This is a genomic window from Arthrobacter sp. 05T410, from assembly GCF_056396505.1.
Genome location: NZ_JBFTLP010000006.1, coordinates 99,022 through 124,140 on the forward strand (window position 1 = coordinate 99,022; position 25,119 = coordinate 124,140).

Genomic DNA, 25,119 nt, shown 5'->3' on the forward strand with positions numbered 1-25,119 from the left:
CGGCGTCGGACGCCGTCCGGATCAGCGTCGGCGCGTGCTGGTGCGCTCTACCAATTTGGTGTCCAGCAGATGGTTCGAAGGCGGACTGGCAGGCGGCGTGGCAAGTCCTGAGCGATGAAGTCTTTCAATCAGCAGGTTGGCCGCGAACGCGCCCTGGCCGGCCAGCGGCTGGGCAATTATGGTCAGGCCCAGGAACCAACTCATCTGATGATCGTCTATTCCTATGATGGACACGTTTTCCGGCGCTGACAAACCGAGCTCCCGCATGGCCATGAGCGCACCGCAGGCCGTCTCGTCGCAACCGGCGAAGACCGCGGACGGCATCCCGGGGTTTTCCACAGGCTCCACCATGGCCAGCCGGCCGCCTTCGATGCTGGAGCCGGCGTCGAGCACGAGGTCCGGAGGAGACGGTGCAGCTGGAGAGTCCGGGGAGCGCGGGGACGTGCTGGATTCTCACGCGCGGGGTATTGGCCTGCGGCACGGGCTCAGCCCTTTCTTCCCCCCGAAGTAGTGGGCCCGGTGTTCATGGCCGAGGTCGATTGTAAGCGCTTACATATTTGGCATGCAAGTGGATGATTCTGAGTTTGGCAGCGGAGCGGGAACGGGTTGGCAGGCCTGCTTGGCCGTGGGTTGGCGGGACCGGCGGGTGTCCTGGTCAGCGCCCCGTCAGCGCCCGGTCAGCGCAGGACGTAGCGCCTTGGTCAGCGCCCGGTCAGCGCAGGACGTAGTGCCGCAGGAACGCGCTGACGTCCACGAGTTCGGCCTTCGAGATCGTGTGGCCCATGCCCGGATAGGTCCTGGCTGTGAGCTGGGTATTCCGGTTCAGCCACGCCTCGGTGTGCTCGGTAGCGGCGTCGTTGATGACGACGTCGCCCTTGTCCCGGCCCCAAAAGAACGGCGGCCGGGCGGTGAACGATTCACTCATCGCCAGCAGTTCGTTGTCCAGGACAAAACCCGAGAGCCCCACAGCTGCGCGGAATTGTTCCGGCCGGAGCCGCAGGAGCGTGCTGGCCATCGCCATCCCCTGCGAAAATCCGAACAGGCTGACGCTGCTGTGCCGGGCTTTGACCGACTCGATCCAGGCGAAGACCGCGTTCGTGGAGGCGATGACGTCGGCAAAGTCATGGGTGAGGAAATAGTCCAGCAGGAACCAGCCGTAGTGGTCTCCAATGTCCTTGGGTCCACGCAGGGCGGCGCAGCTGAACTCGGGCGGCAGGGAAGCGAACAGCTTGGACATGCGGAATTCGTCCGTGCCGTAGCCGTGCAGCATCACCAGCAGCGGGGTGCCGCCGCGTTCGTGTTCGGGTTTTGACCAGATCACCGTCTCCATTGGCTCAGCCTATCCAGCACCGCCACGCGTCCCGCCCCGCACGGGGCCGCGCTCCGCGGTTTCCGCGGCGGAAGCGGACCTCCGCCCCCCGGATCCGTGGCGCATCCGCCTGGAAAAGGCGCGGCTGGCCGAAACCGGCGCGGAAATTTTCCCCGCGGGGCGGAGGGTGCTTCATTGAAACAGTAGGGGCGGGGTTGTAGCGTGACGCTGGACAGCATGCTTACCATCATCAGTCCGCCCCCCGGGCATCAAGGAGCACGTTATGAGAATCGGTTCCGCAATCTTCCTCATCGCCATCGGCGCCATCCTGGCCTGGGCCGTCGCCCCGGGGCTGATCCCCAATGTGAACCAGGCCATGATCGGCTACATCCTGATGGCGGTCGGCGTGATTGGACTCATCGCTTCTCTCGTCCTCGCCGGCCCAGGACGCGGCCGCACGCGCCGGGTCAGCGAAAGCCGCACGGTAGTGGACCCCAACACCGGCGAGACCATCACCCGCAATGAGAGCCGCGACGCAGGCATCTGAGATTTCCCCGCACCCACTGAGCGGCGCGGAATCAAACGACCCGGAAGCCGGGCCGGACCTCGAGGTCGGGCCCGGCTTCCGCCATCCGGGCCCACTCCCACCACAACCACAGCACATGCCCAGCCCCCGCGGCGGCCCATGGACACATTGCCCAAATGCCCACTCCCCGGCCCGAACACTGGACATGTCCCCCGGCGGAACGCGGCCCGACCACTGGACGTGTCCCGCGGCGAAGCCCACCCTTCTGCGTTCATGTGGTTTTTCATTGACAAACCAACAAGAACAAAGATAAAGTCAAATAATTCCACTTCATGTGACGGGAGTCACCGAAGCGGCCAGGGCGCAATTCCAGCTCAACGCACGGCAAGAACAAGAACCAAGTCAGACGCAGTACGCAATGGAGGGTAAGTGTTCGCCGAAGAACGCCAGCAGCTGATCGTGGGGCTCATCTACGCCAGCGGCCGGGCCAGTGTCACGGACCTGGCCGAGCGCTTCAGCATCACCACCGAAACCATCCGCCGGGACCTCGCCGCCCTGGAAGCCTCCGGCAGCGTGCGCCGGGTGCACGGCGGCGCGGTCTCCCCGGACCGCTTCAGCACCACGGAAGAAAGCATCCTGGAACGGACCGTCCAGCGGCAGCCCGAAAAGACCCGGATCGCCGAGGCCGCCCTGGCCCTCATTCCCCAGGGCCTCACCGGCAGCATCCTGATCGACGCCGGCTCCACCACGGAGGCCCTCGCCGAACTCCTGTCCGCCCGGGCCGCCGGAGCCGCCGCGCAGGGCACCGTTGCGGCATCCGGGTCCGACGCCGAACTCGTCGTCATCACCCACTCCCTGCCCATCGCGTCCCGGCTGTCCGGCGGACCTGGGATCGCCCTGCACCTGCTCGGCGGCAAGGTCCGCGGCCTGACCCAGGCCGCCGTCGGCCAGTCCACGGTGGAAGCCGCCCGCCGGATCCGCCCGGACATCGCCTTCATCGGCACCAACGGCATCCATGCAGCCTTCGGGCTGAGCACACCCGATCCTGAAGAAGCCGCTGTCAAGGCTGCCTTCGTCCAATCAGCGCGCCGCATTGTGGTGCTGGCTGACTCCTCCAAGCTGGACGCGGAAACGCTGGTCCAGTTCGCCTCGTTGAAAGATCTGGACACCGTGATCACAGACTCGCAACCCAGCCGGGAACTCGCCGACGCCCTTGCGGAAGCCGGAGTGGAGGTGGTGGTCGCGTGATTGTCACCCTCACCGCCAACCCCAGCCTGGACCGCACCGTGGCGCTGCCCGGCCCCCTCCTCCGCGGGGAAGTTCAGCGGGCCCTCTCCGTCCGCCAGGAATCCGGCGGCAAGGGAGTCAACGTCTCCCGCGCCCTCGTCGCGTCGGGGCTGAAGACAGTCGCCGTTCTCCCCGGCGCCGAGGCCGACCCCGTCCTCACCGGCCTACGGGAGACCGACGTTCCGTTCGCGGCCCTCCCGATTGGCGAGCCGCTGCGCAGCAACGTGGCCCTCACCGAGCCCGGCGGCGTCACCACCAAGATCAATGAACCCGGACCGGCCCTCAGCGAGGACCAGCAGGAGGCCCTGATCAGCCTGCTGCTGGACCACGCCCGCGGTGCCGCCTGGGTAGTCCTGGCCGGCTCGCTCCCACCCGGGGTCCCGGCCGACTTCTACGCAACCGTCACCCGGCGGCTGCGGTCCATGTTCGACGGCGAGGCCGCACCACGGGTCGCCGTCGATTCATCCGGCGAACCCCTCGCCGCAGCGGTCTCCGGCGACACCTCGGGAAAACCGGACCTCTTGAAACCCAACGCCGAGGAACTGGTGGAACTGGCTGCCGCAGCCGGTTTCGCCACGAACAAGTCCGCCGAGGAGCTCGAAGCGGACCCGGAGGCTGCAGCAGCCGCCGCCTCCGCCGTCGTGCGCTCCGGAGTGGGTGCCGTACTGGCCACCCTCGGCTCCAAGGGTGCCGTTCTTGTGACGGCCGACGGCGCGTGGCTGGCCACGCACCCGCCGGTCACCGCGGTCAGCACTGTCGGCGCCGGCGATTCCTCGCTGGCCGGATACCTGCTCGCATCCAGCCAGGGCGCCGCCCCGGTCGATTGCCTCCGTCAGGCGGTGGCCCATGGTGCCGCCGCCGCTTCCCTGCCTGGCTCCACTGTCCCGGCAGTCAACCAAACCACCCCTGATGCCGTAACCATCACGGCCCTCCGGAAGGATTGACAGTGACACAGCTCATTACCACCGAACTGGTCGAGCTCGACCAGAATCTGGGCAGCTCGCCCGAGGACGTGATCCGGCATCTGGCAGGCAGGGTTGCTGACACCGGACGCGCCACCGAGGCCGAAGGGCTTTTCGCCGACGCCTTCGCCCGGGAATCCAAGACCGCCACGGGCGTCCCGGGCGGCATCGCGATCCCGCACTGCCGCTCGACGGCGGTCACCGAACCCACGCTGGCGATGGCGCGGCTGTCCCAGCCGGTCGACTTCGGCGCCAAGGACGGGCCCGCGGACATCATCTTCTTCATCGCCGCTCCCGAGGGCGCGGACCAGGACCACTTGAAGCTGCTTTCGAAGCTGGCGCGGTCGCTGATCAAGAAGGACTTCACGGCCAGCCTGCGCGCCGCGACCTCCGAGGCGGAAATTGTCGACCTCGTCGACGCCGCCCTGGCGGACAAGCCGGCCGCCCACACCGCTGCAGAAGCGACCGGCGCCGCATCCGCGGCCGGCGCCTCAACCGCGGCGGCCGCAACCGGTGAAGGTGCCGGCGCGGCGAAGGCCAAGGGGCCTAAGCGCCTCGTCGCCGTCACCGCGTGCCCCACCGGCATCGCCCACACCTACATGGCCGCCGACTCGCTCGTCGCCGCGGCCAAGGAGGTCGGCGTGGACCTGCAGGTCGAAACGCAGGGATCCTCCGGCGCCAAGGCACTTGACCCCGCCGTGATCGCCGCCGCCGATGCCGTGATCTTTGCAGTGGACGTGGACGTGYGCGGCAAGGAGCGCTTCGCCGGCATGCCGGTGATCAACGCGCCGGTCAAGCGAGGCATCGACGAACCGGACAAGATGGTCGCCGAGGCACTCGCCGCAGCGGACAACCCGCACGCCCACCGCGTGCCCCACTTCGGCGCCGAGGAGCAGGCTGAGATGGCCGCCGAGGAAAAGAGTGAGCACATTGGCACGAAGCTGAAGAAGGCCCTCCTGACCGGTGTCAGCTACATGATCCCGTTCGTGGCTGGCGGCGGTCTGCTGATCGCCCTCGGCTTCCTGCTGGGTGGCTACAACATCACCGCCTTCGCGGACAAGATCCTGGCGGAGAACAGCCTCACGAACTTGCCTACCGTGTACCCGGAGCTGGCCTGGGGCCCGCTGGGCGCCTACCTGGGGGCCGTGCTCTTCAAGATCGGCGCCCTGTCCCTGGGCTTCCTCGTACCCGCGCTGGCCGGCTACATCGCCTACGCCATTGCTGACCGGCCCGGCATCGCCCCGGGCTTCGTTTCCGGCGCCGTTGCCGTCTTCATGGGTGCCGGGTTCCTCGGCGGCATCGTGGGCGGCCTGATCGCCGGCTACGTGGCCCATTCGATCGGCAAGCTTAAAGTGGCTCGCTGGCTGCGCGGCCTGATGCCGGTGGTCGTTATCCCGCTCGTGGCGTCGCTCGCGGCGTCGGGCCTGTTGTTCGTGTTCCTGGGCGCTTACATCGCCCGGGTCACTGTCGGGCTCAACGAGTTCCTGTCCGGCCTCACCGGTGCCAGCGCCATCGCCCTGGGCGTCATCCTGGGCCTGATGATGTGCTTCGACCTCGGCGGTCCCGTCAACAAGGTTGCCTATTCCTTCGCAGTCGCCGGCCTGGGCGCAGCCTCCATCACCAACCAGGCCCCGTGGCAGATCATGGCGGCCGTCATGGCCGCCGGCATGGTCCCGCCGCTGGCCATGGCGTTGGCCGCGACCGTGCTGAACAAGAGGCTCTTCAGCCTTGCGGAACAGGAAAACGGCAAGGCTGCCTGGCTGCTGGGGGCCTCCTTCATCACCGAAGGCGCCATCCCGTTCGCCGCCGCGGACCCGCTCCGCGTCATCCCCGCCAGCATGCTCGGCGGCGCCGTGACCGGTGCCATCTCGATGGCGGCCGGTGTGGGCTCGAAGGCCCCCCACGGCGGAATCTTCGTCTTCTTCGCGATCGATTCGTTCCTGTGGTTCTGCATCGCCATTGCGGCCGGTACCGTTGTCGGCGCCTTCGCCGTGATCGGGCTCAAGCGCTGGGCAGTCAAGAAGCCGGTTGGTACGGTGGAAACGGTTCCCGTAGCCGCCTGAACCGGGACGCTTTTTCCTAGCAGATACTCACAGCTGACAAACACCCAAGCTGACTTCAAGGAGCAGAAATGACCGAACGTAACGCCACCATTGCCAGCCGGGTCGGGCTGCACGCCCGTCCGGCCGCCATCTTCGCCGAGGCTGCAGGCGAGTTCGACAACCTCGAGATCACGATTGCCCGGCTGGGCGAGCCCGAGGACGAGGCGATGGACGCCGCCAGCATCCTGTCGCTGATGAGCCTCGGCGCATCGCACGGCGAAGTTGTGGTGTTGCGTGCCGAAGGTGAGGGCGCCGACGCCGCACTTGACCGCCTCGTGCAGATCCTTGAGACGGATCACGACGCCGAATAGCCTCACCTTCCGGCCCCGCGCCGGAACACCGGCAGCTTCAGAAGGCCCGGCCGGCCCCGATCAGGGGCCGGCCGGGCCTTCGCGTTGCCTGCCGCTTCGTTCAGAAGCAACGCGGGGTCATTTACGGCCCATTCCGGTGGGGTACTTGGGCGCTAAGTGACCCCGCGTTGCTCTGGCGACGGACCGTGGGGGCAACTTTCATAAGGGGCCTTAGCAAATGCTTGTCACGGCCCCGCGGCGCGGATAGTTTGGAATCCCCCGCGGCACCGACCGCGGGACGCCGCTCAGGTGGTTCCCGGCCGAAGGAGATGATCGCGCAGCCATGCCAACGACGAAAGGCAAGCCACAAGGCTCAGAGAGCCCCAGCATCAAGGACCCCGAGCTCTATGAGAAGTTGCTCGAGGACGGCGCCTCCAAGCAAAAAGCCGCCAGGATCTCCAACGCCGCCGCCAAGCGGGGCCGTTCCTCGGTCGGCCGCAAGGGCGGCAAGGCCGGAGACTACGAGGACTGGACAGTGCCGCAGCTGAAGGCACGCGCCAAGGAGATCGGCCTCAAAGGCTACTCGGCCAAGAAGAAGAACGAGCTCATCTCCGCCCTGCGGAACTCCTGATTAACGTGCACGACGGCGCCAGCCGGCATCCGGGCTCAGGCACGCTTTCGCGCCGTCTTCGACGCCGTCACTTTAGGCGCCGCTTCAGTCTTGGAAGCCGCGGCAGCCTTGGAACCGTTCCTGGCTGCCGCCGTCTTGGTGGCCGTGGATTTAGTGCCTGTGGCATTGGCTGCCGCCGTTTTGGCGGAGGTCCTCGGGGCGGCCTTCGCAGCAGAACCGGAGCCCCCGGCAGGAGTCTCCGCCGGCCCGCCGCCGCGTTTCTTCTCGATGCTGCGCTTGAGGGCTTCCATCAGGTCGATAACTTCGCCCTCGCCGGCCTCGGCGGGGGCGCCGAAGGTCTCCTCCGTGTCCAGCGACTCCCCCTTGTCCAGCTTGGCCTCAATCAGCTGGCGCAACTGCTCCTGGTAATCGTCCGTGAACTGGTCCGGCTCAAAGTCGGAGGCCATCGAGTCAACCAGGGCCGCGGACATCTCGCGTTCCTGCGCCGAGATCCGGATGGAGGTCTCGATTGCGGGAAAGCTGGCCTCGCGGACCTCGTCGGCCCACAGCAGCGACTGCAGGACCAGGACCTCGTCGCGAATCCTCAGCGCGCCAAGCCGGGTCTTGTCCCGGAGCGCGAACTGCACAATTGCGACCCGGTCCGTGTCTTCGAGGGCGCGCCGCAGCAGCACATACGCCTTGGGCGACTTGGAGTCGGGTTCAAGGTAGTAGCTCTTTTCAAACATCATCGGGTCGAGCTGGTCGACCGGAACGAACTGGACCACTTCGATTTCGTGGCTGTTTTCCGCCGGGATGGACTTGAGCTCGTCGCGGGTCAGGACCACCGTGCGGCCGTCGTCCTCGTAGGCCTTGTCGATGTCCTCGTAGTCGATGATCTTGCTGCAGACCTCGCAACGGCGCTGGTAGCGGATCCGGCCGCCGTCGGCGTTGTGGACCTGGTGGAGGCTGATGTCGTGGTCCTCGGTGGCGCTGTAGACCTTGACCGGCACGTTGACCAGCCCGAACGCTATTGCGCCTTTCCAGATGGCTCTCATGGATCAAGTGAACATCACAGTTGCGCGGAGGTGAAGGGTTTTGCCCAACGGTAAGGAACGCGTCCGCGTGGACGGGCGCGAACTGGTGCTCACCAACCTGGAAAAAATCATGTACCCGGAGACGGGCACCACCAAGGCCGACGTCCTGGCCTACTACGCCGCCGTCGCGCCGGTGCTGATCCCCGCCGCCCGCAACCGGCCGGCCACGCGGAAGCGCTGGGTCCACGGCGTCGGGACCGCAGATGCCCCGGGAGAGATGTTCTTCCAGAAGAACCTGGACCATTCAACGCCCGGCTGGGTGCCCCGTGCCGCCATCACGCACAAGGACCGGACCATCCAATATCCCCTGGTCAATGATCCCGCCACCCTCACCTGGCTGGCCCAGATCGCGGCCCTGGAGATCCACGTGCCGCAGTGGCGGGTTGACTCCCACGGCAACGCCATGCCGCCCGACCGGCTGGTGCTGGACCTGGACCCGGGCGAGGGCGCGGGACTGGCGGAGTGCGTGGAGGTGGCCAGGCTGGCCCGCACCATCCTGCAGGACGTTGGCCTGGACCCCGTACCGGTGACGAGCGGCAGCAAGGGCATCCACCTCTACGCGGCCCTGGACGGGTCCCAGACCTCGGACCGGATTTCCGACTTCGCCCGCGAACTGGCCCGCTCGCTCGAGGCAGACCACCCGGATCTCGCCGTCAGCGACATGAAAAAGACCCTGCGCACGGGCAAGGTGCTGGTGGACTGGAGCCAGAACAACGCGGCCAAGACCACGATCGTGCCGTACTCGCTGCGCGGCCGGCTCCGGCCGACGGTGGCCGCCCCGCGGACATGGCGGGAACTCAGCTCCGCGTCGCTGCACCAGCTGGATTTCCAGGAGGTGATGAAGCGCGTCGCAGCCGGCAAGGATCCGTTCGCCCCGGTTTCCGGTGGCCGGCACGGCGCCGGAGCCCCGGCGGCGCACGCGCCGGACCGCCGGGTGGACCACCGGGACGTCCACCTGCCCGGAGGGCGGGCCGAAATCTCTCCCGAGCCGGCCGGCGACGGCGGCGACACCGATCCGCGGCTGGAAAAGTACCGCACCAAACGGGACAGGGCGGCCACTCCCGAGCCCTTCACCGCGGACCGGCACCACGCCGGGGACGACGGCGGGACACGGCGGGAGAAGTTCGTCATCCAGGAGCACCACGCCAGCCGGCTCCACTACGACTTCCGGCTGGAACGCGACGGCGTGCTGGTGTCCTGGGCGCTGCCCAAGGGTGTCCCGACCAGCAAAACCAAGAACCACCTCGCGGTCCAGACCGAGGACCACCCGCTGGACTACGCCGACTTCGAGGGTGACATTCCCAAGGGCGAGTACGGCGCCGGGACGGTCAGCATCTGGGACCACGGACACTACGAATGCGAAAAATGGATCGCGGGCAAGGAGGTCATCGCCACCCTGACCGGCGCGGAGGGCGGCGGCCTCGGCGGAGCGCGCAGGTTCGCCCTGATCCACACCGGCCGGGCCGATGACCAGTGGCTGATCCACCTGATGGACCCTGCGGGCCCGCAGGGCCGTCCCGGCCCGCGGCCCCCGGCCGGCACAGCGGACAACCCGGCCGGCACGGCGGAGCATACCGAGAAAGACACCGACGAGGCAGCGGACGAGGGCGGGGAGGACGGCTCAGGGGACGGCCGCGGCCATGGTGAGGGCGGAGCGGAAACCGCCGCCGGCACCGAACGTGCCCCCGACGCCTCAGGGTTCAGCCCGATGCTGGCCACATCAGGGACCCTGGCGGACCTTCCGGACCTGGACTGGCAGATCGAGCTCAAGTGGGACGGGGTGCGGGCCCTGGTGATCGGCGACGCAACGACAGTCCGGCTCATCAGCCGCAATGGCATCGACATGTCAGTGAGCTACCCCGAGCTGACGGACCGGTCCTCCTGGCCGGAGCAGGGCTTCGTCGCCGACGCCGAGATCATCGCCGTCGGCCGCTCCGGCCGGCCCGACTTCGGGCTGCTGCAGGGCCGGATGAAACTGAGCAGGGCCGCCGACGTCGCCCGGGCGCAGCAGTCGACGCCCGTGCGGCTGATGCTGTTCGATCTGCTCTTCGACGCCGGCGAGGACCTGCGGCGCCAGCCGCTGAGTGAGCGGCGCCGCCGGCTGGAGCAGTTTTTCCGCCCTTCCGCCGCCCCGGTGGAGCTTTCCGGCGTGATCGATGGCGACGTCGCGCACATCCTGGAAAGCGCCGCCGAGCTCGGACTCGAGGGGGTCATGGCCAAGCGCACGGACGGGCGCTACGTCGGCCAGCGCAGCCGGTCCTGGCTCAAGCTCAAGGTTGAACGGACCCAGGAGGTGGTGGTGGGCGGCTGGCGGCCCGGGAAAGGGGGGCGCCGGGAATCCGTGGGCTCGCTGCTGCTGGGGATTCCGGACGGCTCGAAACTACGGTATGTGGGCCGGGTGGGCAGCGGCTTCAGCACCCGTGAACTCAAGGAACTCAGGCAACAACTCGACGCCCTGCCACGGAAGACCTCCCCGTTCCGGGACGTGCCGGACGCTGACGCGGCAGACGCCAACTGGGTGAGCGCAAAACTCGTCGGCGAGGTCACCTTCGGGGAATGGACCGGCAACGGGAAGCTCCGGCACCCGGTGTGGCGCGGCTGGCGCCTGGATAAGGCGCCAGCCGACGTCGTGGCTGACCCTGCCGCCGGCCCCTAGTCGTGTGGGGCCAGCGGTGATGGGGCTAGTCGTGGTGGGGCAGCTGCGGACGGCTTTGCCGGTGCATGGCGCCGGCGGCCACCTGCTGGCCCTGCCGCCCGCGGGCGGTGTCGCGGTCCTTGGGGTGCCGCTGCTTGCCGCTGCCGTCCGGCCATTGCTGTCCCTGGCCGGGCCCGGGGGGAGCGTGGTGCAGGGCCTCGGGTCCCGGGGCTTCAGCCATGGACTGCGCCAGATGGCTCGCGACCTCGGGCTCGATTTCTTCTCCGAACTGATGATCCGCCATTGATCTTCCTTTCCGCTGTAATTAACCGCTGTGAAATGAAGTGTCCATCAATCGTAGGACTGCCCCGGGGAGATGTCTGTAGCGCCCGCCGTCGGACTTTCCGTCGGCCCGAATCCCGTCGGAAACCCCCGCAATCGAGGGCTGGCGCGGAAAATTTTGGGCGCGGCGCCGCCGGGAAGGCCGGTTCCCAGTATCCGCGCGGCGAAAGTGGGCAAAAGAAATTAATGAATTGCCCCCAATTTGCACCCGAAATGGGCGATCATACGGCACACAACTCGGAAACTCCAGAGAATTCCCGTAAAATTGAAAGCCTGCCCAGAGCGGGGCAGCTACAAGTCGCAAGCAAATGATCTCCCTAGGAGCTTCCCAAATGCCCACAGACCGAAGCACGACCGACTCTTCAGCAGGCGTCATCGACGCCAGCAGAACCAACCAAGGCGCACCCAAGGGTGTGAAGAAACCGAAGCTACGTCGCCGTCGACTCCGCGAGTCCGACGTCAACGTTGTCGACCAGCCGATGCTAAAGAAGGCACTCGGCGGCACCATCGTGGGTAACACCATGGAGTGGTACGACGTCGGCGTGTTCGGCTACCTGATCACCACCATGGGACCGGTATTCCTGCCGGAGGCGGACAAGTCCGTCCAGACACTGTTCCTGCTCGGAACCTTCGCCGCCACCTTCATCGCCCGCCCCCTCGGCGGAGTCGTGTTCGGCTGGCTTGGCGACAAGATCGGCCGCCAGAAGGTCCTCGCCGCGACCCTGATGATCATGGCCGCCAGCACCTTCGCCGTCGGGCTCCTGCCCGGCTACGCACAGATCGGCATCTGGGCTGCGGTCCTGCTGGTCCTGTTCAAAGTTATCCAGGGCTTCTCTACCGGCGGTGAATACGCCGGCGCCACGACCTTTGTGAGCGAGTACGCCCCTGACAAGCGCCGCGGATTCTTCGCCAGCTTCCTGGACATGGGCAGCTACCTCGGTTTCGCCCTTGGCGCGGCCCTCGTTTCGGTGCTGCAGCTGACCCTCGGCCAGGACACCATGGAGCAGTGGGGCTGGCGCATCCCGTTCCTCCTTGCCGGCCCGCTCGGCCTGATCGCCGTGTACTTCCGGAGCAAGATCGAGGAATCCCCGCAGTTCCAGGCAACCCTGGATGCCCAGGAGAACCTCGCCAAGGACGCCACCGCCTCGGACACCACAGCCTCCAAGGGCCCGGTGGGCATCGTGAAGGCGTACTGGCGCTCCCTCATCGTCGCGATGATCCTGGTCGCGGCAGCAAACACCGCCGGCTACGCACTGACCTCCTACATGCCGACGTACCTGACGGAGTCCAAGGGCTACGACGAGCTGCACGGCACGCTGCTGACCATCCCCGTGCTGGTCATCATGAGCCTCTGCATCCCGCTGACCGGCAGGCTTTCTGACCGGATCGGCCGCCGCCCCGTGCTGTGGATCGGCGCCATCAGCACCGTCGTCCTCGCCACCCCCGCCTTCCTGCTGATCGGCATCGGTGAAATCTGGTCCACGCTGGCCGGCCTTTCCCTGATTGCCTTCCCCGTGACGTTCTACGTGGCCAACCTGGCGTCGGCCCTGCCGGCCCAGTTCCCGACGGCCAGCCGCTACGGCGCCATGGGCATCGCGTACAACTTCTCTGTGGCCATCTTCGGCGGCACCACGCCGTTCATCGTTGCCGCCCTGATCAGCGCAACCGGCAACGACATGATGCCGGCCTACTACCTGATGGCCACCTCGGCGATCGGCGCAGTAGCGATCTACTTCCTCAAGGAATCCGCGCAGATGCCGCTGCCCGGCTCCATGCCGAGCGTGGACACCCAGGCTGAGGCCCGCGAGCTGGTCGCGACGCAGGACGAGAACCCGCTGATCGACCTCGAGCACATGGACATGCCCATGGTCGCACCGGCCGTCGATTCCACGGCAGGGCGCGGGGATGCCGAGAAAGTCCCGGCCACAGCCTAAGCCTGCCGGTCCGACCGGACCGGCAGCAGCAGTCCAGGCTACGTAGCTGACAGCCCCGCCCTTTGAGGCCTGTTCCGGATGCTTACCCGTTGGGGACGCATCCGGGCAGGCCTTAGGCGTGTCCGAACCACTATCAGCACCCGGGCCCCGCGAACCCCGCAAACCCCGGGCCCCCGGGGAAACCACAGGAACCACAGGAACCGGAGAGGCAGTTGTGATGTCCCTGCTGCACCACATCCGTTCGCTGCACAGCCTGGCCCCGGCCAACAAGGACCACGTGTCGGCTTGGCGGGTGGCGATCAGCGTGGCCGTTCCGTCCCTGGCGCTCCTGGCGGCCGGTCGCCCCGGGCTGGCGGGCTACGCTGTTTTCGGCGCGCTGACCGGCATGTACGGCCGCACCGAGCCTCACCAGCTCCGGCTCCGGCATCAGGGCCAGGCGGCTGTCCTTTTGGTTGCCGGCGTAGGAGTCGGCGTCTTCCTCTCGGCCCACCACATTCATTCGTGGGCCCTGGTGATCATTGAGGCCGCGTTCGCCGGCGCGGGCTCGCTGTTCACGGACAAGACGGCCCTGAAACCCGCCGGTCCCTTCTTCGGGATCCTGGCCCTGGGCGCGTGCGCCTCCGTTCCCGCCGCCGTCCCCTGGCACACGGGCGTTCTCATCGCCGCGGGATCGGCCGCGTTCTCCATCATGGTCGGCTTTGGCGGCTGGTTTGTCGGCCGCACCTGGCAGCGCGGGAGGCGGCGGGACGTCGCAGTGCTGCGCGGGGCCGGGCGCCGGGCGGCGTGGCTGCATGCCGCCCGCTACGTCACCGCTGTCGGCGGCGCCGGGACCCTGGGGGTCCTCAGTGGCAGCGGCCACCCTCACTGGGCCATGGCCGCGGCGGCGGTGCCGCTTGCCGGTGCGGACCTGCCCAGCAGCGTGTACCGCGGCGTCCACCGGATCGTCGGGACACTGGGCGGTCTCGTGGTGGTCGCGGCGGTCCTGTTCCCGTGGCCGGGGTCACCGCTGCTGGCCTTCCCCGGGCAGGAGGCCGCCGTCCTGGTTTGCCTGGTGATCGTGTTGCAGTTCAGCACCGAGCTGTTCATGACCCGGCACTACGGCCTTGCCATGGTCTCCTTCACCCCGGTGATCCTGCTGGTCGGACAGCTCGCCGCGCCGGCCGATCCCGCCGTGCTGGTGACCGAACGGGCCGTCGAAACACTGGTGGGCGCCGCCGTCGGGATCGCCGTCGTCGTACTGATCCGCCGACGGCGCCTGGCCGTCCGCTGATGTACCCGGCGGCTACTTGGCGCGCCGCGCCGGCCCGGCGATGAGCTTTGAGGGCAGCACCCGCGAAACCGAGGTCAGGACTTTGTAGCGCTTGCTGGGGATCGAGACGGCCTTGCCCTTGGCGTTGTCCGCCAGTCCCTCGCTGACCACTTGCCGGGCCTCGAGCCACATCCAGCGCGGCGTCGCCGACTTGTCCATCCCCATCCGGTCGTGGAACTCGGTGTGGGTGAAACCGGGGCACACGGCGGTGACCTTCACCCCCCGCGCCGCATAGGCCATGTTGGCCGAGCGCGAGAAACTCAGCAGCCAGGCCTTCGCTGCGGAGTACGTGCCGCGGGGCAGGAAGGCCGCCACGCTGGCGACGTTGATGATCCTGCCGGACTGGCGCCCGAGCATGCCTTGCAGGGCGGCGTGGCTGAGCTCCATGGCGGTTTCGACATGGAGCTTCAGGTGTTTCTTCTCCTCGGCAATGTCGTTGTCCTCGAAGGGCCGCAGCAGGCCGATTCCCGCGTTGTTGACCAGGATCTCCACCGGCCGCGCGGGGTCGGTCAGGCGCGCGACGACGGCGGCAATCCCTGCGTCGTCGGTCAGGTCCGCGGCGATCGTCTCCGTCGCGGTCCCGTAGCTGTTCTCCAGCTCCGCAGCGGTGGCCGCGAGGCGGCCGGCGTCGCGGGCCACGAGCACCACGCGGTGGCCCTGCTCGGCGAGCTGGCGGGCGAACTCGGCGCCAAGGCCTGCCGTCGCGCCCGTGACCAGGGCTGTGCTGCCGGATGTAGAGGCTGTTTGAGGGTTCATAGCGACAGCCTAGTCTCGTCCCGGCTCAGGCCAGGGCCGTGTCCTGCGCCAGTTCGTCCCCTGCCGGGTCACCGTCATCGAGCAGGTGGCGGTTTTGAAGCTCTTCGGCCGCAAGCTCGTACCAGGTGTGCGCCCCGAAAGAGGGGCTGCTGGTGTCGAGGTGGCGGTAGAGAGCGTCCGCGAGCCGGCACAACGCCGTGTCGGACAGTGCCCGGACCGTGGCCACAGGATCCAGCGTTCCCTCGAAGTACTCCGAAAGCGCCAGCCCGCCGATGGAGCCAAGGTCGCTGGCGCCGCCGGTTTCCGCGGCCAGCGGGCTGTTGGCCTCCCCCAGCCCGGAGCCGGGTCCGACGTCAAGCAGCCCGGCAGCTTCGCTGTCCCGGCCCCCGGCGACGGCGACGGGGGCCGGGCGGTCGTCGGTGTCGAGTCCGGCGAGGACTTCGGCGTCGGCACCGACGTGCACGAGGCAGATTGGCAGCACCGCCGGCTCGTCGAGGGCGAAACGAAGCGGTCCGGCCTCTGCGGAGCCCCCGGCATCGGGAGAGTGCAGGTGTCCGGCATCAGCGAGACGCCGGAGGTCCAGCAGCACCTCAGGGTCCAGGTGGGAGGCGCCGTGGAGATCGATGACCACGGCGGCGCCCGGTTCGAGGCGGCAGGCGCGGCGCACGATGTGCAGGAGGGTTGCTGAGTCAGACTGGGTAACGCAGCCGGTAATTTCGAGGGTGACCTGTGCGGGATCGACGTCCACCCGGACAAGCACACGCAGTTTATGGTTCATGGGGTACTCCAAAGTCACCTGTCCAAGAGCCAACTGCATAACTCTGGTCAAACTTTACGAGGTTGGTCCGCTGCCCACAAGCGGGCAGGCCGATGACTCCGTTCCGGCCCCCGCGCCAGGCGCTCAGGCTCCCTCTGGGACCCGCTCCGGCCAATCCACATACTGGTGGTACGACTCATGTTTGCGCAGGTAGCGGTACATGAACGGGCAATTCGGGATGATCCGCTTGCCGGAGGCAACCACGTCATCGAGGGCGAAGTGCGCCAGCACTTTGGCGAGCCCTTGGCCCTGGAACTGCTCTGCGGTATCCGTGTGGATAAAGTCGATATGGCCCGGCCTGTCGATGAAGCGCACCTGGACGGCCAGCTTGTCGCCGACACGGAGTTCGTAACGGTGCAGCTCGTCGTTCCGGGTGGTGGAGACGTCCGGGGTGAAGGTGTCTTCCGTGGTTGCCGAGTTCTCCGTCATGGTTCGACATTGGCACTTAATGGCGGGCGTGGCAATGGCGGTTCCGATCCGCCCTGCCCGTCAGGTGGCGTCGTGAGCCGAACCGGAATCCGGCCCAGGAGCACGACGGCGAGCGCGAAGCAGGCGGCACCCCCGCCGAGGAGCCCGGGCGTGAGCCCGGTGAGCGCGGCGTTGACTGCCGGGACAAAAACGGCGACTGCGGCCAGCAGCACGGCGGCCGCCGGCCGGCTCGGCGACGGGCCGGACGCCGTCGGCCGCTCCTCCAGCCTGCCAAACAATGCCACCACCGGCAGCAGCAGGGCGATGACCCCCAACAGCACCAGGGGCCGCCCCCACCACCAGGCCGCACTACCCCCGGGGGGCTGCGGGAAATCCGTCAGCAGCAGCACACCGGACATCGCCGCCAGCAGGGGCAGATGCCACAGATAAACAGTCATGGACCGCCGGCCGGCCACGCCCATCATCCGGCGCACCCCGGCCACGGACGCGATCCGGGACAGCACCGGCCGGAAGAGCTGGAGGGCGGCGGCCTGCGAGATGCCCAGGAGCAGCAGCGTCACATTGGGCGGATTGAGGTTCACCAGCATGTTCCCCGAATACAGCCCCAGCAGGACTATCAGCCCCAGCAGCATGTTGCTGGCAACCATGATGCCCAGGTGCGCCGGCCGGCCCGGCAGCAGCCGCGGGCCATCCGCCACGATGAATCCGAGCTGCTGCACGGCGCACCACAGGAACAGCATGTTCAGGTATGCCAGCAGCGGCAGCACTCCCCGCAGGCAATCGACCGTCACCACCAGGGCGGTGAGGCCGGCGAAGGTCAGCCATGGCGCGCGGGTGTGGAGGGCCGCCAGCCAGGGAAGGTTGAGTTGCGCGGCGAGGTACGCGGCCAGGAACCACAGCGGCATGCCGGCTCCGCTGGTGAGCAGCTCGATGACCTGAGGGTCAACCCCTGCGAGGCGGGCCGCCGACAGGCCAACGAACATGACCGCCAGCAGGACGGCGGCCGGCCGGATCAGGCGCAGCAGCCGGGCCTGCATGAAATCGAAGGCGTTGCCGCCCCTGGCGCGGAGCCGGCGCCAGGACTGCAGCCCGGTGATGCCTCCGGCCACAAAGAACAGCGGCATGATCTGGAAGACCCACACCACTGGTTCAAACCAGTGCTGATCGCCCAAGGTGTTCTCGGACGTCACGGTGCCGTCCGGGTGCAGTACGGGACTCACCATCATGGTGTGCGCGACCACCACCAATGCCAGGCAAAAGAACCGGACAAGGTCGATCACCGGGTCTCGGTCCGGCATCGGCGCCGGGTCGCCGGTTGGCCGCTGCTGCGCAAGCATGGCACCCCTCGGGAAGACAGGCTGTGTTGCCATCATTGTCGGGCCGCGGCGCCCTGGCTGCCAGAGCAGTATGGCCCGGATGCGCGCCGGCTGCGGGCCATACTGCTCTGGCAGTCACAGTGTCAGCGCGAGAGTGTGGCCAGGGCGGTGGCCGCGAAGGTCCTGGCCGAGGCATTCCACAGGCCCAGCAGTGCCTGGAGGTTCTCGCCGTCGGCCCGGTGCGCTGTGGTCTGTTCCTCAAGGACCGCCAGGACGCCGGTGCGCAGCTCCGTGTTGAAGTTGACCTTGCCCACGTTCATCGCGGCGGCCTTGACCAGTTCCTCGGCCGGAATGCCGGAGGCGCCGTGCAGGACCAGCGGGATCCGGGTCCGCACGGCGATGTCCTGCAGCACGTCCCAGCGCAGCCGGGGCTCCCCTTTGTACTTGCCATGGACATTGCCCACAGCCACGGCGAGAAGCTGCGCCCCGGTGCGGGCCACGAAGTCCTCCACCTGGGCGGAGTCGGTGAGCCCGGCGGGGGCGTCCGCCACTGTGCTGCCTGCGTTATCCGCGGCGTCGGTCCCGAAGGCCCGGTCCTCGTCGCCGGCGAGTCCGCCGAGTTCTGCTTCAATGACGACGTCGGCCCGGCCCTGCGCTGCCAAGGCCGCGCGGACGTTCCGGACCAGGGCGATGTTGTCCTCGTACGGCAGCGAGGACCCGTCGACCAGCACCGAGTCGGCCCCGGCACTGACGGCGTCGGCGATCACCTGCGGGTCGGTGGCATGATCCAGCTGCACCGCAATCGGCACGGAGGCTGCGTCGGCAAGTCCGCGAAGGGCGGCGATCAGCCGCAGCCCGTTGGGCGTTGCCGCGGTCTTCGGTGCGACCAGCAGGATGGCGCCCCGGCCGGATTCCTCGGCCGCCCCCACAACGGCGAGCGCGGTGGTGAAGTCGTAACAGGTGAACGCCGGAACGGCAGAGCCTTGCTGCAGGGCGCCGGTCACCAGGGTGTCCAGTTGGGTACGCATCAGGCGCTCAGTCCCCCCACCAGCATCCAGGCGACGAATGTCAGGGCGAAGCCTGCCAGTCCCAGCACGGTGGTGAGCACGGTCCAGGTCCTGAGGCCGTCGGCGACGGTCAGTCCGTAGTAGCGCACAACCACCCAGAAACCGGCGTCGGTCACGTGGGAGAGGCCGAGAGCGCCGAATCCGATGGCGATCACGATCACGGCGGTCTGCGCCGGCGTGTAGCCGCCGCCGGCGACGGCGGAGGAGAGCAGGCCGGCCGTGGTGACGATCGCGACGGTGGCCGAGCCCTGGGCTGCGCGGAGGGCGAGGGAGATGATGAAGCCAAGCAGCAGCAGCGGAACGCCGAGCGTGTCGAGGGATTCGGAGAGAGCCTTGCCGATTCCGCTCACCTGCAGGACGCTGCCGAACACGCCGCCTGCCGCAACAACCATCAGGATGGACGCGATCGGAGGCAGCGCGCCTTCGAAGATTTCGCCGGTTTCCGTCAGCGACCACTGCCGGCGGACGGCCAGAAGGAAGAAGCAGAGCGCAACGGCCACCAGCAGGGCGAAGACGGGGTTGCCCACGAACGCCGCGACGCCGTACCAGAAGTCGTTCTTGTCGATCACCAGGGTGCCGACGGTGCCGAGGAGGATCAGCACGATCGGGGTGGCGATGAGGAAGATGATCAGTCCCGGACGGGGCGGGGCGATGGCTTTGCTGCCCGGGCCCTCGTGGCCGACGCGGACCATGGTGGCGGAGCCGAACTCGTCCACCTGGGTTTTGACGGCCGGCAGCAGTTCGTAGGTCTTGCGGTTCATGATGGACGCGACCCAGTAGGACAGGAAGCCCAGCGGCACGCAGATCGTCAGCGAGATCAGGGCGATCAGTCCGATGTCGGCGCCGAGCACGCCGGCACCGGCAACAATCCCCGGGTGCGGGGGCACGGCCACGTGGATGGCCAGCATGATGCCGGCCATGGGCAGGCCGAACTTCACCGGGTGGACGTTGGCAATTTTAGCGAAGGCGTAGACGACCGGTACCAGGACAATGATGCCGACCTCGAAGAACACCGGAATCGCCACCAGGAAGCCGACTGCGGTGAGGGCGACGGCCACCCGGGTGGCCCCGAGCTTGGCGGTGAAGTGGTCGGCGAGGGACTGGACGCCGCCGGAGACCTCGATCATCCGCCCCAGGATCGCGCCGAGCGCAATCAGGAGGGCGACCTTGCCCATGGTGCCTCCCACCCCGGCGGCCACCACAGTGAACACGTCCTTGAGCGGGATCTGCGCGGCCACGGCCACCAGGATGCTGACGGTCAGCAGGGCCACGAAGGCCTGGATCTTGAAGCGGATGATCATCACCAGCAGCAGGGCGACGCCGGCCGCCGCGATTGTCAGCAGCAGCGGAGTTCCCAGCTCCACGGCCGGCTTGATGACGGGCGCGTCGGCTGCGCGCACCATCAGGGAATTGAGCAGGGGGGTCATGAAGAGGTGTCTCCTTTGACAGGAAGGTCGCCCAGCGAGTCAGTCGCCGGGAACAGTGGGGTGGGGACCCGGCGACGGCGGAGGGGGGACCGCCGTCGTCGGGGATGGGGGTGGCTGGTTAGGCGGTGCGCCTGGTGGGCGCGACGACCTTGATGACGGCGGAGTCATCGGCGGCGGCGAGGCCCTGGGCCTGGCCAAGGAGGTAGAGCTGCTCGGCGGCGGCGGCCACCGGGGCGGCGAGGCCGGCGGCGCGGGTGGCCTTGCCGACGATCCCCATGTCCTTGACGAAGATGTCCAGCCGGCTGAGGACTTCGGCGCCGTCCTCGGTGTAGGCCTCCAGGATGCGCGGTCCGCGGTTGGAAAGCATGAAGGAACCCGCCGCGCCGGCTTCAAGGGCGGCGAGGGTCTTGGCCTGGTCCAGGCCGAGGGCGTCGGCCAGGGCCATCGCCTCGGCGGCGGCGGCGATGTGGATGCCGCAGAGCAGCTGGTTGACGGTCTTGAGGGCCTGGCCGTCGCCGGGCTTGTCGCCGACCACGGTCAGGGTGGAGGCCAGCAGCTCAAGGGCCGGGCGGGCCTTTTCCTGGGCCTCGGGCGAGGCGCCCACCACGATCAGGAGGTCGCCCTCGCCGGCACGCTTGGGGCCGCCGGACAGCGGGGCATCAACCAGTTCGACGCCGTATTCGGCCAGGCGGTCGACGGCGGCCGGGATGGCCTCGGTGCCCACGGTGCTGCCCAGGATCACGACGGCGCCCGGCTTGAGCACGGAGGCCACGCCGTTCTCGCCGAACAGGACATCGTTTAGCTGTTCACCGTTGCGCACTGCCAGCAGCAGCGCGTCGGCGCCTTTCGAGGCTTCCCGTGCGGAGGCGAAGGTGCGGATGCCGGCCTCTTCAGCCAGCTTCAGGCGCGGTTCGGCGATGTCGAAGCCGTGGACGGTGAGCTCGCTTGCCAGGCGCGTGGCCATGGGCAGGCCCATGGCGCCAAGGCCAAGGACGGTGATGGTGTAGTTGCTGGTCATGGTGTTCTCCATCGAATGACGTGTGGTGCTGGGCCCATACCGGCGAGGGGCCCTGCCTGAGGTTGTGAAGGCTGGGAGCCGTCGGGGATTAGAAGGTGTTGCTGAGCTTGCGCGTGACATCGGCGAGGGACTGGTCGTCGCCCACGTTGCCGGCGAAGACGATGTACGGGATGCCCTTGGCGGGACCGTCCACCGGTTCCCACAGGCTGACGATGCCCGGCAGCATGGGCCCGCGGACTATCGCGTGCCGGATTTCCAGGCCGTGTGCGGCCACGTCCGAGGACGTGATGCCGCCCTTGGCGATCACGAAGCGGGGCGGGAAGGTCTTTAGCGTGCGGTTCACCACGGCAACGACGGCGGCAGAGACGGTGCGGGCGATCCGCAGGCTTTCGGCGGCGTCGGAGGTCTTGATCAGGAGCCGGCTCGTGTGCACGATCACGTCGCCGCCGCGGAGGGCAGCGACGACCGTGTCCACGGTTTCGTCCAGGTACTCCCCCGCGTTGTCGCCGAGGAGCTTCTCGACGTCGATCTCCACGATCCGGGCCGCGCTGTGCTGCTCGGTGAGGGCGTTGAGCTGGCGGGTGGTGACACCGACGTGCGAACCGACCACGATCAGGCCACCGGCTTCCGAGGGGATGTTGCCCGCATAGGCTTCCTCGCCGCTGAGTTCGGTGCGGATTTCCTGGCCGATCCGTGCCCGAACAAACGGCGGGCCCACGCGGTAGAGCAGCTTCTTGCCGCGGCTTTCCGCTTCTTCCAGGCCCAGGGCCAGCGCCCGCAGGTCGTTTTCGGTGACGATGTCCGCCACGATCGGAGTCGAATCCGTGGCGGCGTCGATGGCATCGGCAATGGCCTTGGCGGAGATCATCGGATCGGCGGACGCCCGGATGATGTCCAGATCCAGCACGATCACCGAATCCGCGGGGAACCGGCCGTTCGACTTCTCCTCGACATACTTGGCCATCTCCGAGTTGGCGAAGCCGAAGCTGGCGTCCCGGGCGAATTCGGTCTCGGCCACGGGGGTGAGCTGCCCGGCGTCCGGGCCTGTGCCGCGGGTGAAGTGCACGCCGCCGACCGTGACGCGGCCGGCGTCGGGGAACGCGGGAACAATCACGACGCCGTCCGTCTTCTCGCCGTTGACGGCGGTGACGGTGGCTGCGATGACGTCCGGTTCGAGCGGGTAGTGTCCGCGGAGGGTGGAGTCGCTGCGGCTGACAAAGCTGAGCCGAAGCGCGGGTTCAGCGGACGCTGCGGCCGCGAGTGCGTTGCGGACGATCTCCTCGTTGCGGGCAGCCGCCTCGGCAGGGTCAAGGCTGCGGGTGTTGGTGAGCACGTAGACCGCGCGCTGGCGCTGGCCGTCGACTTCGTAGGCGAACGCCCAGGCAAAGTCCGCCACTTCCCAGCGGGTGAGGACCGGCAGGTTCGCCACGGACTGGGTGCCGGTGGGGTCGTCGTCGAGTACGACCAGGACACGGGGGGATGCCTCGGAGGAGGCGGCCACGCTGTCTGCCACCAGCCGGGCGGGGATCTGTACTTCCGCGGGGAAAGCGGCCAGCACGTCTGCTTCGAGGGGCACTATGCACTCCATTGTGTGTGGATCTTTCAGTGGAAAACTGCGGTTCTCCGCGAGCCGCAGCAGGAACAAAATGTAAGATGTCAGACATCTTGCATATGAATGCTAGTGTGGCATATGGCACAACGACGCGCAAGTAGACTTGGCCATCACGGAGCACGCCATCAGGCAACAAGTCGCTGGACGGGGAGAATTGGCTAGGAAATCGCTGGTCGGCGTTGTGGCCGACGAACTGCTGGACCGGATTATTGGCGGCGAGTTCCCGCCCGGCGCGAGCGTCCCCGGCGAACTGGAGCTCAGCTCCCGGCACGAAGTCAGCCGCATGACCGTGCGCGAAGCCATGAAAACCCTTGAAGCCCAGCGGATCCTCAGCGTGGAACGGGGCCGGGGCACGTTCGTGAACCCGGTGAACCGCTGGGGCTCCCTAGACGCCGTGCTGCGGGCAGCCTCGGAGGGCACAAACGACGCCTCGGCCGCCATCCAGCTCATTGAGCTCCGGCGGATGCTGGAGACGGGCGCCTGCGAACTGGCTGCCGGGCGAATGTCGGACACGGACATCCAGGCCCTCCGCGCGCACGTCGACAGGATGCGGCTGGCCCACGAGAGGAATGATCTCGCGGCATTCGTGGAGGAAGACCTCGCTTTCCACGACCTCATCCTGCAGGCCTCGGAAAACGTCTTCGTCGCCGTGTTATTCGAACCCTTGCACCGCGTGCTGGAAAAACGGCGGACGGAAACTTCCAAGGTGCCGGAGATCCAGGAGCACGCCATCGGGCACCATCAGAACATCGCTGACGCCCTGGCCTCCCGCGACCCGCACCGCGCCCGCGACGCCATGGACGCCCACATGCAGCAGACCCTTGACGATCTGAAGACCTTCGTGCTGGCCGGGGGCCCCGCCTGACGCGGACCCGCACTTTGCCCGGATAATGAGCTCAGGCGAGCGAGAGGAAGAGCTTCTCGAGTTCGGCGCGGTCCAGGCTGGGGTCTTCCTGCTGCATGCACTGCTGCAGGCCCGTGGCAATGATGGAGAACCCAGCCTTGTCCAGGGCACTCGACACGGCCGCCAGCTGGGTCACGACACTCTTGCAGTCACGGCCCTCCTCGATCATCCTGGTGACGGCCGCGAGCTGGCCCTGGGCGCGGCGAAGCCGGTTAATGACAGGCTTCATGTCGGTGGGATCGAGTTCCATTGGTTCCTCCGGTTCGATGCGTCAGGCTCCACATTATACCCCCCTGAGTATTCCGCCTCCCGGGTGGCGGACGGCCGGGGGTGGCCTCGCGGCCGCATGCCGCCCCGCTAGGGGCATAAGTACCTAGCGAGGCATGGAATATCGGCGTATTGCTGGTGATGTGAACGCCGCCAGGTTCCTAGAGCCGGACGCCGGCGGTACCGGCGTCAACCTCCCCGCCGCGGGGCCGTGGCATCCAGGGGATCAGAGCTCCGCACGCGGCCGTGCCGGTGACCTGCGTTCCCGGCCCTGGAGCCGGTATGTCGCTTTGGGCGACTCGTTCACGGCAGGCGTCGGCGACCCGGAACCGCTGAGCCCCGGGGGCATTCGGGGGTGGGCGGACCGCATCGCCGAGGAACTCGGCGAGGGCCGCCGCGAGTTCGGGTACGCAAACCTTGCCATCAGCGGCCTGGTCCTGCGCGAAATACTCGACCAGCAACTCGGACCGGCCCTGAACCTGAAGCCTGACCTCGTCTCGCTCTCCGCCGGCGGGAACGATCTCGTGTTTCATCGCGGCGATCCGGACCGGATGGCCGCGGCCCTGGACGACGCCGTGGCAGCCCTCTCTGCCACCGGGGCCACGGTGGTCCTGTTCACCGGGCCGGACTGGGGCGAAACCGCCGTGTTCGGACACATCCGGGGGAAGGTCGCGGTATTCAACGAGAACATCCGTGTCATCGCCGCCCGGCGTGATGTCGTCATCGCCGATTTGTGGGCCCTGCGGCAACTGAGCGATCCGCGGATGTGGGATCCGGACCGCCTGCACTTCTCGCCGCTGGGACACCACACCATTGCGGCCATGGTCCTGGACACGCTCAGCGTGCCACACCGTCTGCGGCCGCTGGAACCGAAGCCGATGCCGCCGGGCAACTGGCGGGAGACCCGGGCCGGTGACCTGGCATGGATGGCGCACTACATGCTGCCCTGGATGGTGAGCCGGATCAGGCCGCGCGCAGACACCCCGCCCCGGCAGGCCAAACGCCCGCTGCCCGGACCGCCCCCCGGGGTCCCGGACTCCGGGCACAAACCCCTAGTCCGGCCGGGTTCGGTCGGCTAGTCTGCAGGAACGGCCCACAGCCGGGCA

At 67.9% G+C, this 25,119-nt stretch carries 24 protein-coding genes; 11 read left to right on the forward strand and 13 right to left on the reverse strand.

Going from position 1 to position 25,119, the window contains the following annotated elements; all coding sequences use genetic code 11:
* Positions 1-21 precede the first annotated feature (21 nt).
* Together AC1DFR_RS10640 and AC1DFR_RS10645 are read right to left on the reverse strand one after the other, a co-directional pair.
* Positions 22-393 (reverse strand): substrate-binding domain-containing protein, encoded by a 372-nt coding sequence (locus AC1DFR_RS10640; protein ID WP_476870181.1) that lies wholly within the window; start codon positions 391-393, stop codon positions 22-24.
* 319 nt (positions 394-712) lie between these two features.
* On the reverse strand, positions 713-1,330 hold the full coding sequence (locus AC1DFR_RS10645) for an alpha/beta hydrolase (RefSeq protein ID WP_079552210.1): 618 nt from the start codon (positions 1,328-1,330) through the stop codon (positions 713-715).
* A 262-nt stretch (positions 1,331-1,592) separates the two neighbouring features.
* Here AC1DFR_RS10645 and AC1DFR_RS10650 point away from each other — a divergent pair, with 262 nt between their 5' ends.
* The 6 genes from AC1DFR_RS10650 to AC1DFR_RS10675 all read left to right on the forward strand — a co-directional run bounded on the left by AC1DFR_RS10650 (position 1,593) and on the right by AC1DFR_RS10675 (position 7,107).
* Entirely contained in the window at positions 1,593-1,856 is a 264-nt protein-coding gene (locus AC1DFR_RS10650; RefSeq protein ID WP_018774860.1) for a DUF6458 family protein, read from the forward strand.
* A 408-nt stretch (positions 1,857-2,264) separates the two neighbouring features.
* Positions 2,265-3,083 (forward strand): DeoR/GlpR family DNA-binding transcription regulator, encoded by an 819-nt coding sequence (locus AC1DFR_RS10655; protein ID WP_223914650.1) that lies wholly within the window; start codon positions 2,265-2,267, stop codon positions 3,081-3,083.
* On the forward strand, positions 3,080-4,066 hold the full coding sequence (locus tag AC1DFR_RS10660) for a 1-phosphofructokinase family hexose kinase (protein WP_476873293.1): 987 nt from the start codon (positions 3,080-3,082) through the stop codon (positions 4,064-4,066). The genes AC1DFR_RS10655 and AC1DFR_RS10660 overlap by 4 nt, the downstream gene beginning before the upstream one ends.
* 2 nt (positions 4,067-4,068) lie before the next feature.
* Positions 4,069-6,147, forward strand: a complete 2,079-nt coding sequence (locus tag AC1DFR_RS10665) for a PTS fructose transporter subunit IIABC (protein ID WP_476873294.1) — start codon at positions 4,069-4,071, stop codon at positions 6,145-6,147.
* A 68-nt stretch (positions 6,148-6,215) separates the two neighbouring features.
* Positions 6,216-6,497, forward strand: a complete 282-nt coding sequence (locus AC1DFR_RS10670) for an HPr family phosphocarrier protein (protein ID WP_018774864.1) — start codon at positions 6,216-6,218, stop codon at positions 6,495-6,497.
* Positions 6,498-6,819: 322 nt separating this feature from the next.
* Complete coding sequence (locus tag AC1DFR_RS10675) at positions 6,820-7,107, forward strand: DUF7218 family protein (RefSeq protein ID WP_476873295.1); 288 nt, start codon at positions 6,820-6,822, stop codon at positions 7,105-7,107.
* Positions 7,108-7,142: 35 nt separating this feature from the next.
* Here the strand turns inward: AC1DFR_RS10675 and ku are convergent, their stop codons facing one another.
* A complete protein-coding gene (ku, locus tag AC1DFR_RS10680) occupies positions 7,143-8,141 on the reverse strand; it encodes a non-homologous end joining protein Ku (protein ID WP_476873296.1) in 999 nt (332 codons plus the stop codon).
* A gap of 109 nt (positions 8,142-8,250) precedes the next feature.
* Here ku and AC1DFR_RS10685 point away from each other — a divergent pair, with 109 nt between their 5' ends.
* Positions 8,251-10,836, forward strand: coding sequence for an ATP-dependent DNA ligase (locus AC1DFR_RS10685; RefSeq protein WP_476873378.1), 2,586 nt, complete (start codon positions 8,251-8,253; stop codon positions 10,834-10,836).
* Positions 10,837-10,861: 25 nt separating this feature from the next.
* Here AC1DFR_RS10685 and AC1DFR_RS10690 read toward each other — a convergent pair whose 3' ends face one another.
* Positions 10,862-11,119 (reverse strand): hypothetical protein, encoded by a 258-nt coding sequence (locus AC1DFR_RS10690; RefSeq protein ID WP_223914655.1) that lies wholly within the window; start codon positions 11,117-11,119, stop codon positions 10,862-10,864.
* A gap of 370 nt (positions 11,120-11,489) precedes the next feature.
* On the opposite strand from AC1DFR_RS10690, the gene AC1DFR_RS10695 reads away from it, so the two are divergent.
* Together AC1DFR_RS10695 and AC1DFR_RS10700 are read left to right on the forward strand one after the other, a co-directional pair.
* Entirely contained in the window at positions 11,490-13,091 is a 1,602-nt protein-coding gene (locus AC1DFR_RS10695; protein WP_476849874.1) for an MFS transporter, read from the forward strand.
* Positions 13,092-13,308: 217 nt separating this feature from the next.
* On the forward strand, positions 13,309-14,361 hold the full coding sequence (locus AC1DFR_RS10700) for an FUSC family protein (protein WP_476873297.1): 1,053 nt from the start codon (positions 13,309-13,311) through the stop codon (positions 14,359-14,361).
* 12 nt (positions 14,362-14,373) lie between these two features.
* Here the strand turns inward: AC1DFR_RS10700 and AC1DFR_RS10705 are convergent, their stop codons facing one another.
* The 8 genes from AC1DFR_RS10705 to AC1DFR_RS10740 all read right to left on the reverse strand — a co-directional run bounded on the left by AC1DFR_RS10705 (position 14,374) and on the right by AC1DFR_RS10740 (position 22,806).
* Positions 14,374-15,156 (reverse strand): SDR family NAD(P)-dependent oxidoreductase, encoded by a 783-nt coding sequence (locus tag AC1DFR_RS10705; protein WP_476873298.1) that lies wholly within the window; start codon positions 15,154-15,156, stop codon positions 14,374-14,376.
* Positions 15,157-15,181: 25 nt separating this feature from the next.
* Complete coding sequence (locus tag AC1DFR_RS10710) at positions 15,182-15,934, reverse strand: hypothetical protein (RefSeq protein WP_476873299.1); 753 nt, start codon at positions 15,932-15,934, stop codon at positions 15,182-15,184.
* A gap of 123 nt (positions 15,935-16,057) precedes the next feature.
* Positions 16,058-16,402, reverse strand: a complete 345-nt coding sequence (locus tag AC1DFR_RS10715) for a GNAT family N-acetyltransferase (RefSeq protein WP_028276599.1) — start codon at positions 16,400-16,402, stop codon at positions 16,058-16,060.
* A complete protein-coding gene (locus AC1DFR_RS10720; RefSeq protein WP_476849876.1) occupies positions 16,399-17,739 on the reverse strand; it encodes an acyltransferase family protein in 1,341 nt (446 codons plus the stop codon). Before AC1DFR_RS10720 ends, AC1DFR_RS10715 begins: the two co-directional genes overlap by 4 nt.
* Before the next feature lie 122 nt (positions 17,740-17,861).
* Positions 17,862-18,746 (reverse strand): class II fructose-bisphosphate aldolase, encoded by an 885-nt coding sequence (locus tag AC1DFR_RS10725; RefSeq protein ID WP_476849877.1) that lies wholly within the window; start codon positions 18,744-18,746, stop codon positions 17,862-17,864.
* Complete coding sequence (locus AC1DFR_RS10730) at positions 18,746-20,212, reverse strand: GntP family transporter (RefSeq protein ID WP_223914661.1); 1,467 nt, start codon at positions 20,210-20,212, stop codon at positions 18,746-18,748. The genes AC1DFR_RS10725 and AC1DFR_RS10730 overlap by 1 nt, the downstream gene beginning before the upstream one ends.
* A gap of 118 nt (positions 20,213-20,330) precedes the next feature.
* Positions 20,331-21,230 carry an NAD(P)-dependent oxidoreductase gene (locus AC1DFR_RS10735; RefSeq protein ID WP_476849879.1) on the reverse strand — a complete coding sequence of 300 codons (900 nt, stop codon included), beginning with the start codon at positions 21,228-21,230 and terminating at the stop codon, positions 20,331-20,333.
* A gap of 88 nt (positions 21,231-21,318) precedes the next feature.
* Complete coding sequence (locus AC1DFR_RS10740) at positions 21,319-22,806, reverse strand: four-carbon acid sugar kinase family protein (protein WP_476849880.1); 1,488 nt, start codon at positions 22,804-22,806, stop codon at positions 21,319-21,321.
* A 190-nt stretch (positions 22,807-22,996) separates the two neighbouring features.
* Here AC1DFR_RS10740 and AC1DFR_RS10745 point away from each other — a divergent pair, with 190 nt between their 5' ends.
* Complete coding sequence (locus AC1DFR_RS10745) at positions 22,997-23,707, forward strand: FadR/GntR family transcriptional regulator (protein WP_223914664.1); 711 nt, start codon at positions 22,997-22,999, stop codon at positions 23,705-23,707.
* Positions 23,708-23,738: 31 nt separating this feature from the next.
* Here AC1DFR_RS10745 and AC1DFR_RS10750 read toward each other — a convergent pair whose 3' ends face one another.
* A complete protein-coding gene (locus tag AC1DFR_RS10750) occupies positions 23,739-23,996 on the reverse strand; it encodes a metal-sensitive transcriptional regulator (RefSeq protein WP_018774886.1) in 258 nt (85 codons plus the stop codon).
* 133 nt (positions 23,997-24,129) lie between these two features.
* Here AC1DFR_RS10750 and AC1DFR_RS10755 point away from each other — a divergent pair, with 133 nt between their 5' ends.
* A complete protein-coding gene (locus tag AC1DFR_RS10755) occupies positions 24,130-25,092 on the forward strand; it encodes an SGNH/GDSL hydrolase family protein (RefSeq protein WP_476849881.1) in 963 nt (320 codons plus the stop codon).
* Positions 25,093-25,119 lie beyond the last annotated feature (27 nt).

What these genes read in the sequence shown, in the direction of transcription:
- AC1DFR_RS10645 (WP_079552210.1), bottom strand. Translation starts at nt 1,330, where the DNA reads ATGGAGACGGTGATCTGGTCAAAACCCGAACACGAACGCGGCGGCACC.
- AC1DFR_RS10650 (WP_018774860.1), top strand. Translation starts at nt 1,593, where the DNA reads ATGAGAATCGGTTCCGCAATCTTCCTCATCGCCATCGGCGCCATCCTG.
- AC1DFR_RS10670 (WP_018774864.1), top strand. Translation starts at nt 6,216, where the DNA reads ATGACCGAACGTAACGCCACCATTGCCAGCCGGGTCGGGCTGCACGCC.
- AC1DFR_RS10675 (WP_476873295.1), top strand. Translation starts at nt 6,820, where the DNA reads ATGCCAACGACGAAAGGCAAGCCACAAGGCTCAGAGAGCCCCAGCATC.
- ku (WP_476873296.1), bottom strand. Translation starts at nt 8,141, where the DNA reads ATGAGAGCCATCTGGAAAGGCGCAATAGCGTTCGGGCTGGTCAACGTG.
- AC1DFR_RS10685 (WP_476873378.1), top strand. Translation starts at nt 8,251, where the DNA reads ATGTACCCGGAGACGGGCACCACCAAGGCCGACGTCCTGGCCTACTAC.
- AC1DFR_RS10690 (WP_223914655.1), bottom strand. Translation starts at nt 11,119, where the DNA reads ATGGCGGATCATCAGTTCGGAGAAGAAATCGAGCCCGAGGTCGCGAGC.
- AC1DFR_RS10695 (WP_476849874.1), top strand. Translation starts at nt 11,490, where the DNA reads ATGCCCACAGACCGAAGCACGACCGACTCTTCAGCAGGCGTCATCGAC.
- AC1DFR_RS10700 (WP_476873297.1), top strand. Translation starts at nt 13,309, where the DNA reads ATGTCCCTGCTGCACCACATCCGTTCGCTGCACAGCCTGGCCCCGGCC.
- AC1DFR_RS10705 (WP_476873298.1), bottom strand. Translation starts at nt 15,156, where the DNA reads ATGAACCCTCAAACAGCCTCTACATCCGGCAGCACAGCCCTGGTCACG.
- AC1DFR_RS10710 (WP_476873299.1), bottom strand. Translation starts at nt 15,934, where the DNA reads ATGAACCATAAACTGCGTGTGCTTGTCCGGGTGGACGTCGATCCCGCA.
- AC1DFR_RS10715 (WP_028276599.1), bottom strand. Translation starts at nt 16,402, where the DNA reads ATGACGGAGAACTCGGCAACCACGGAAGACACCTTCACCCCGGACGTC.
- AC1DFR_RS10720 (WP_476849876.1), bottom strand. Translation starts at nt 17,739, where the DNA reads ATGCTTGCGCAGCAGCGGCCAACCGGCGACCCGGCGCCGATGCCGGAC.
- AC1DFR_RS10725 (WP_476849877.1), bottom strand. Translation starts at nt 18,746, where the DNA reads ATGCGTACCCAACTGGACACCCTGGTGACCGGCGCCCTGCAGCAAGGC.
- AC1DFR_RS10730 (WP_223914661.1), bottom strand. Translation starts at nt 20,212, where the DNA reads ATGACCCCCCTGCTCAATTCCCTGATGGTGCGCGCAGCCGACGCGCCC.
- AC1DFR_RS10735 (WP_476849879.1), bottom strand. Translation starts at nt 21,230, where the DNA reads ATGACCAGCAACTACACCATCACCGTCCTTGGCCTTGGCGCCATGGGC.
- AC1DFR_RS10750 (WP_018774886.1), bottom strand. Translation starts at nt 23,996, where the DNA reads ATGGAACTCGATCCCACCGACATGAAGCCTGTCATTAACCGGCTTCGC.
- AC1DFR_RS10755 (WP_476849881.1), top strand. Translation starts at nt 24,130, where the DNA reads ATGGAATATCGGCGTATTGCTGGTGATGTGAACGCCGCCAGGTTCCTA.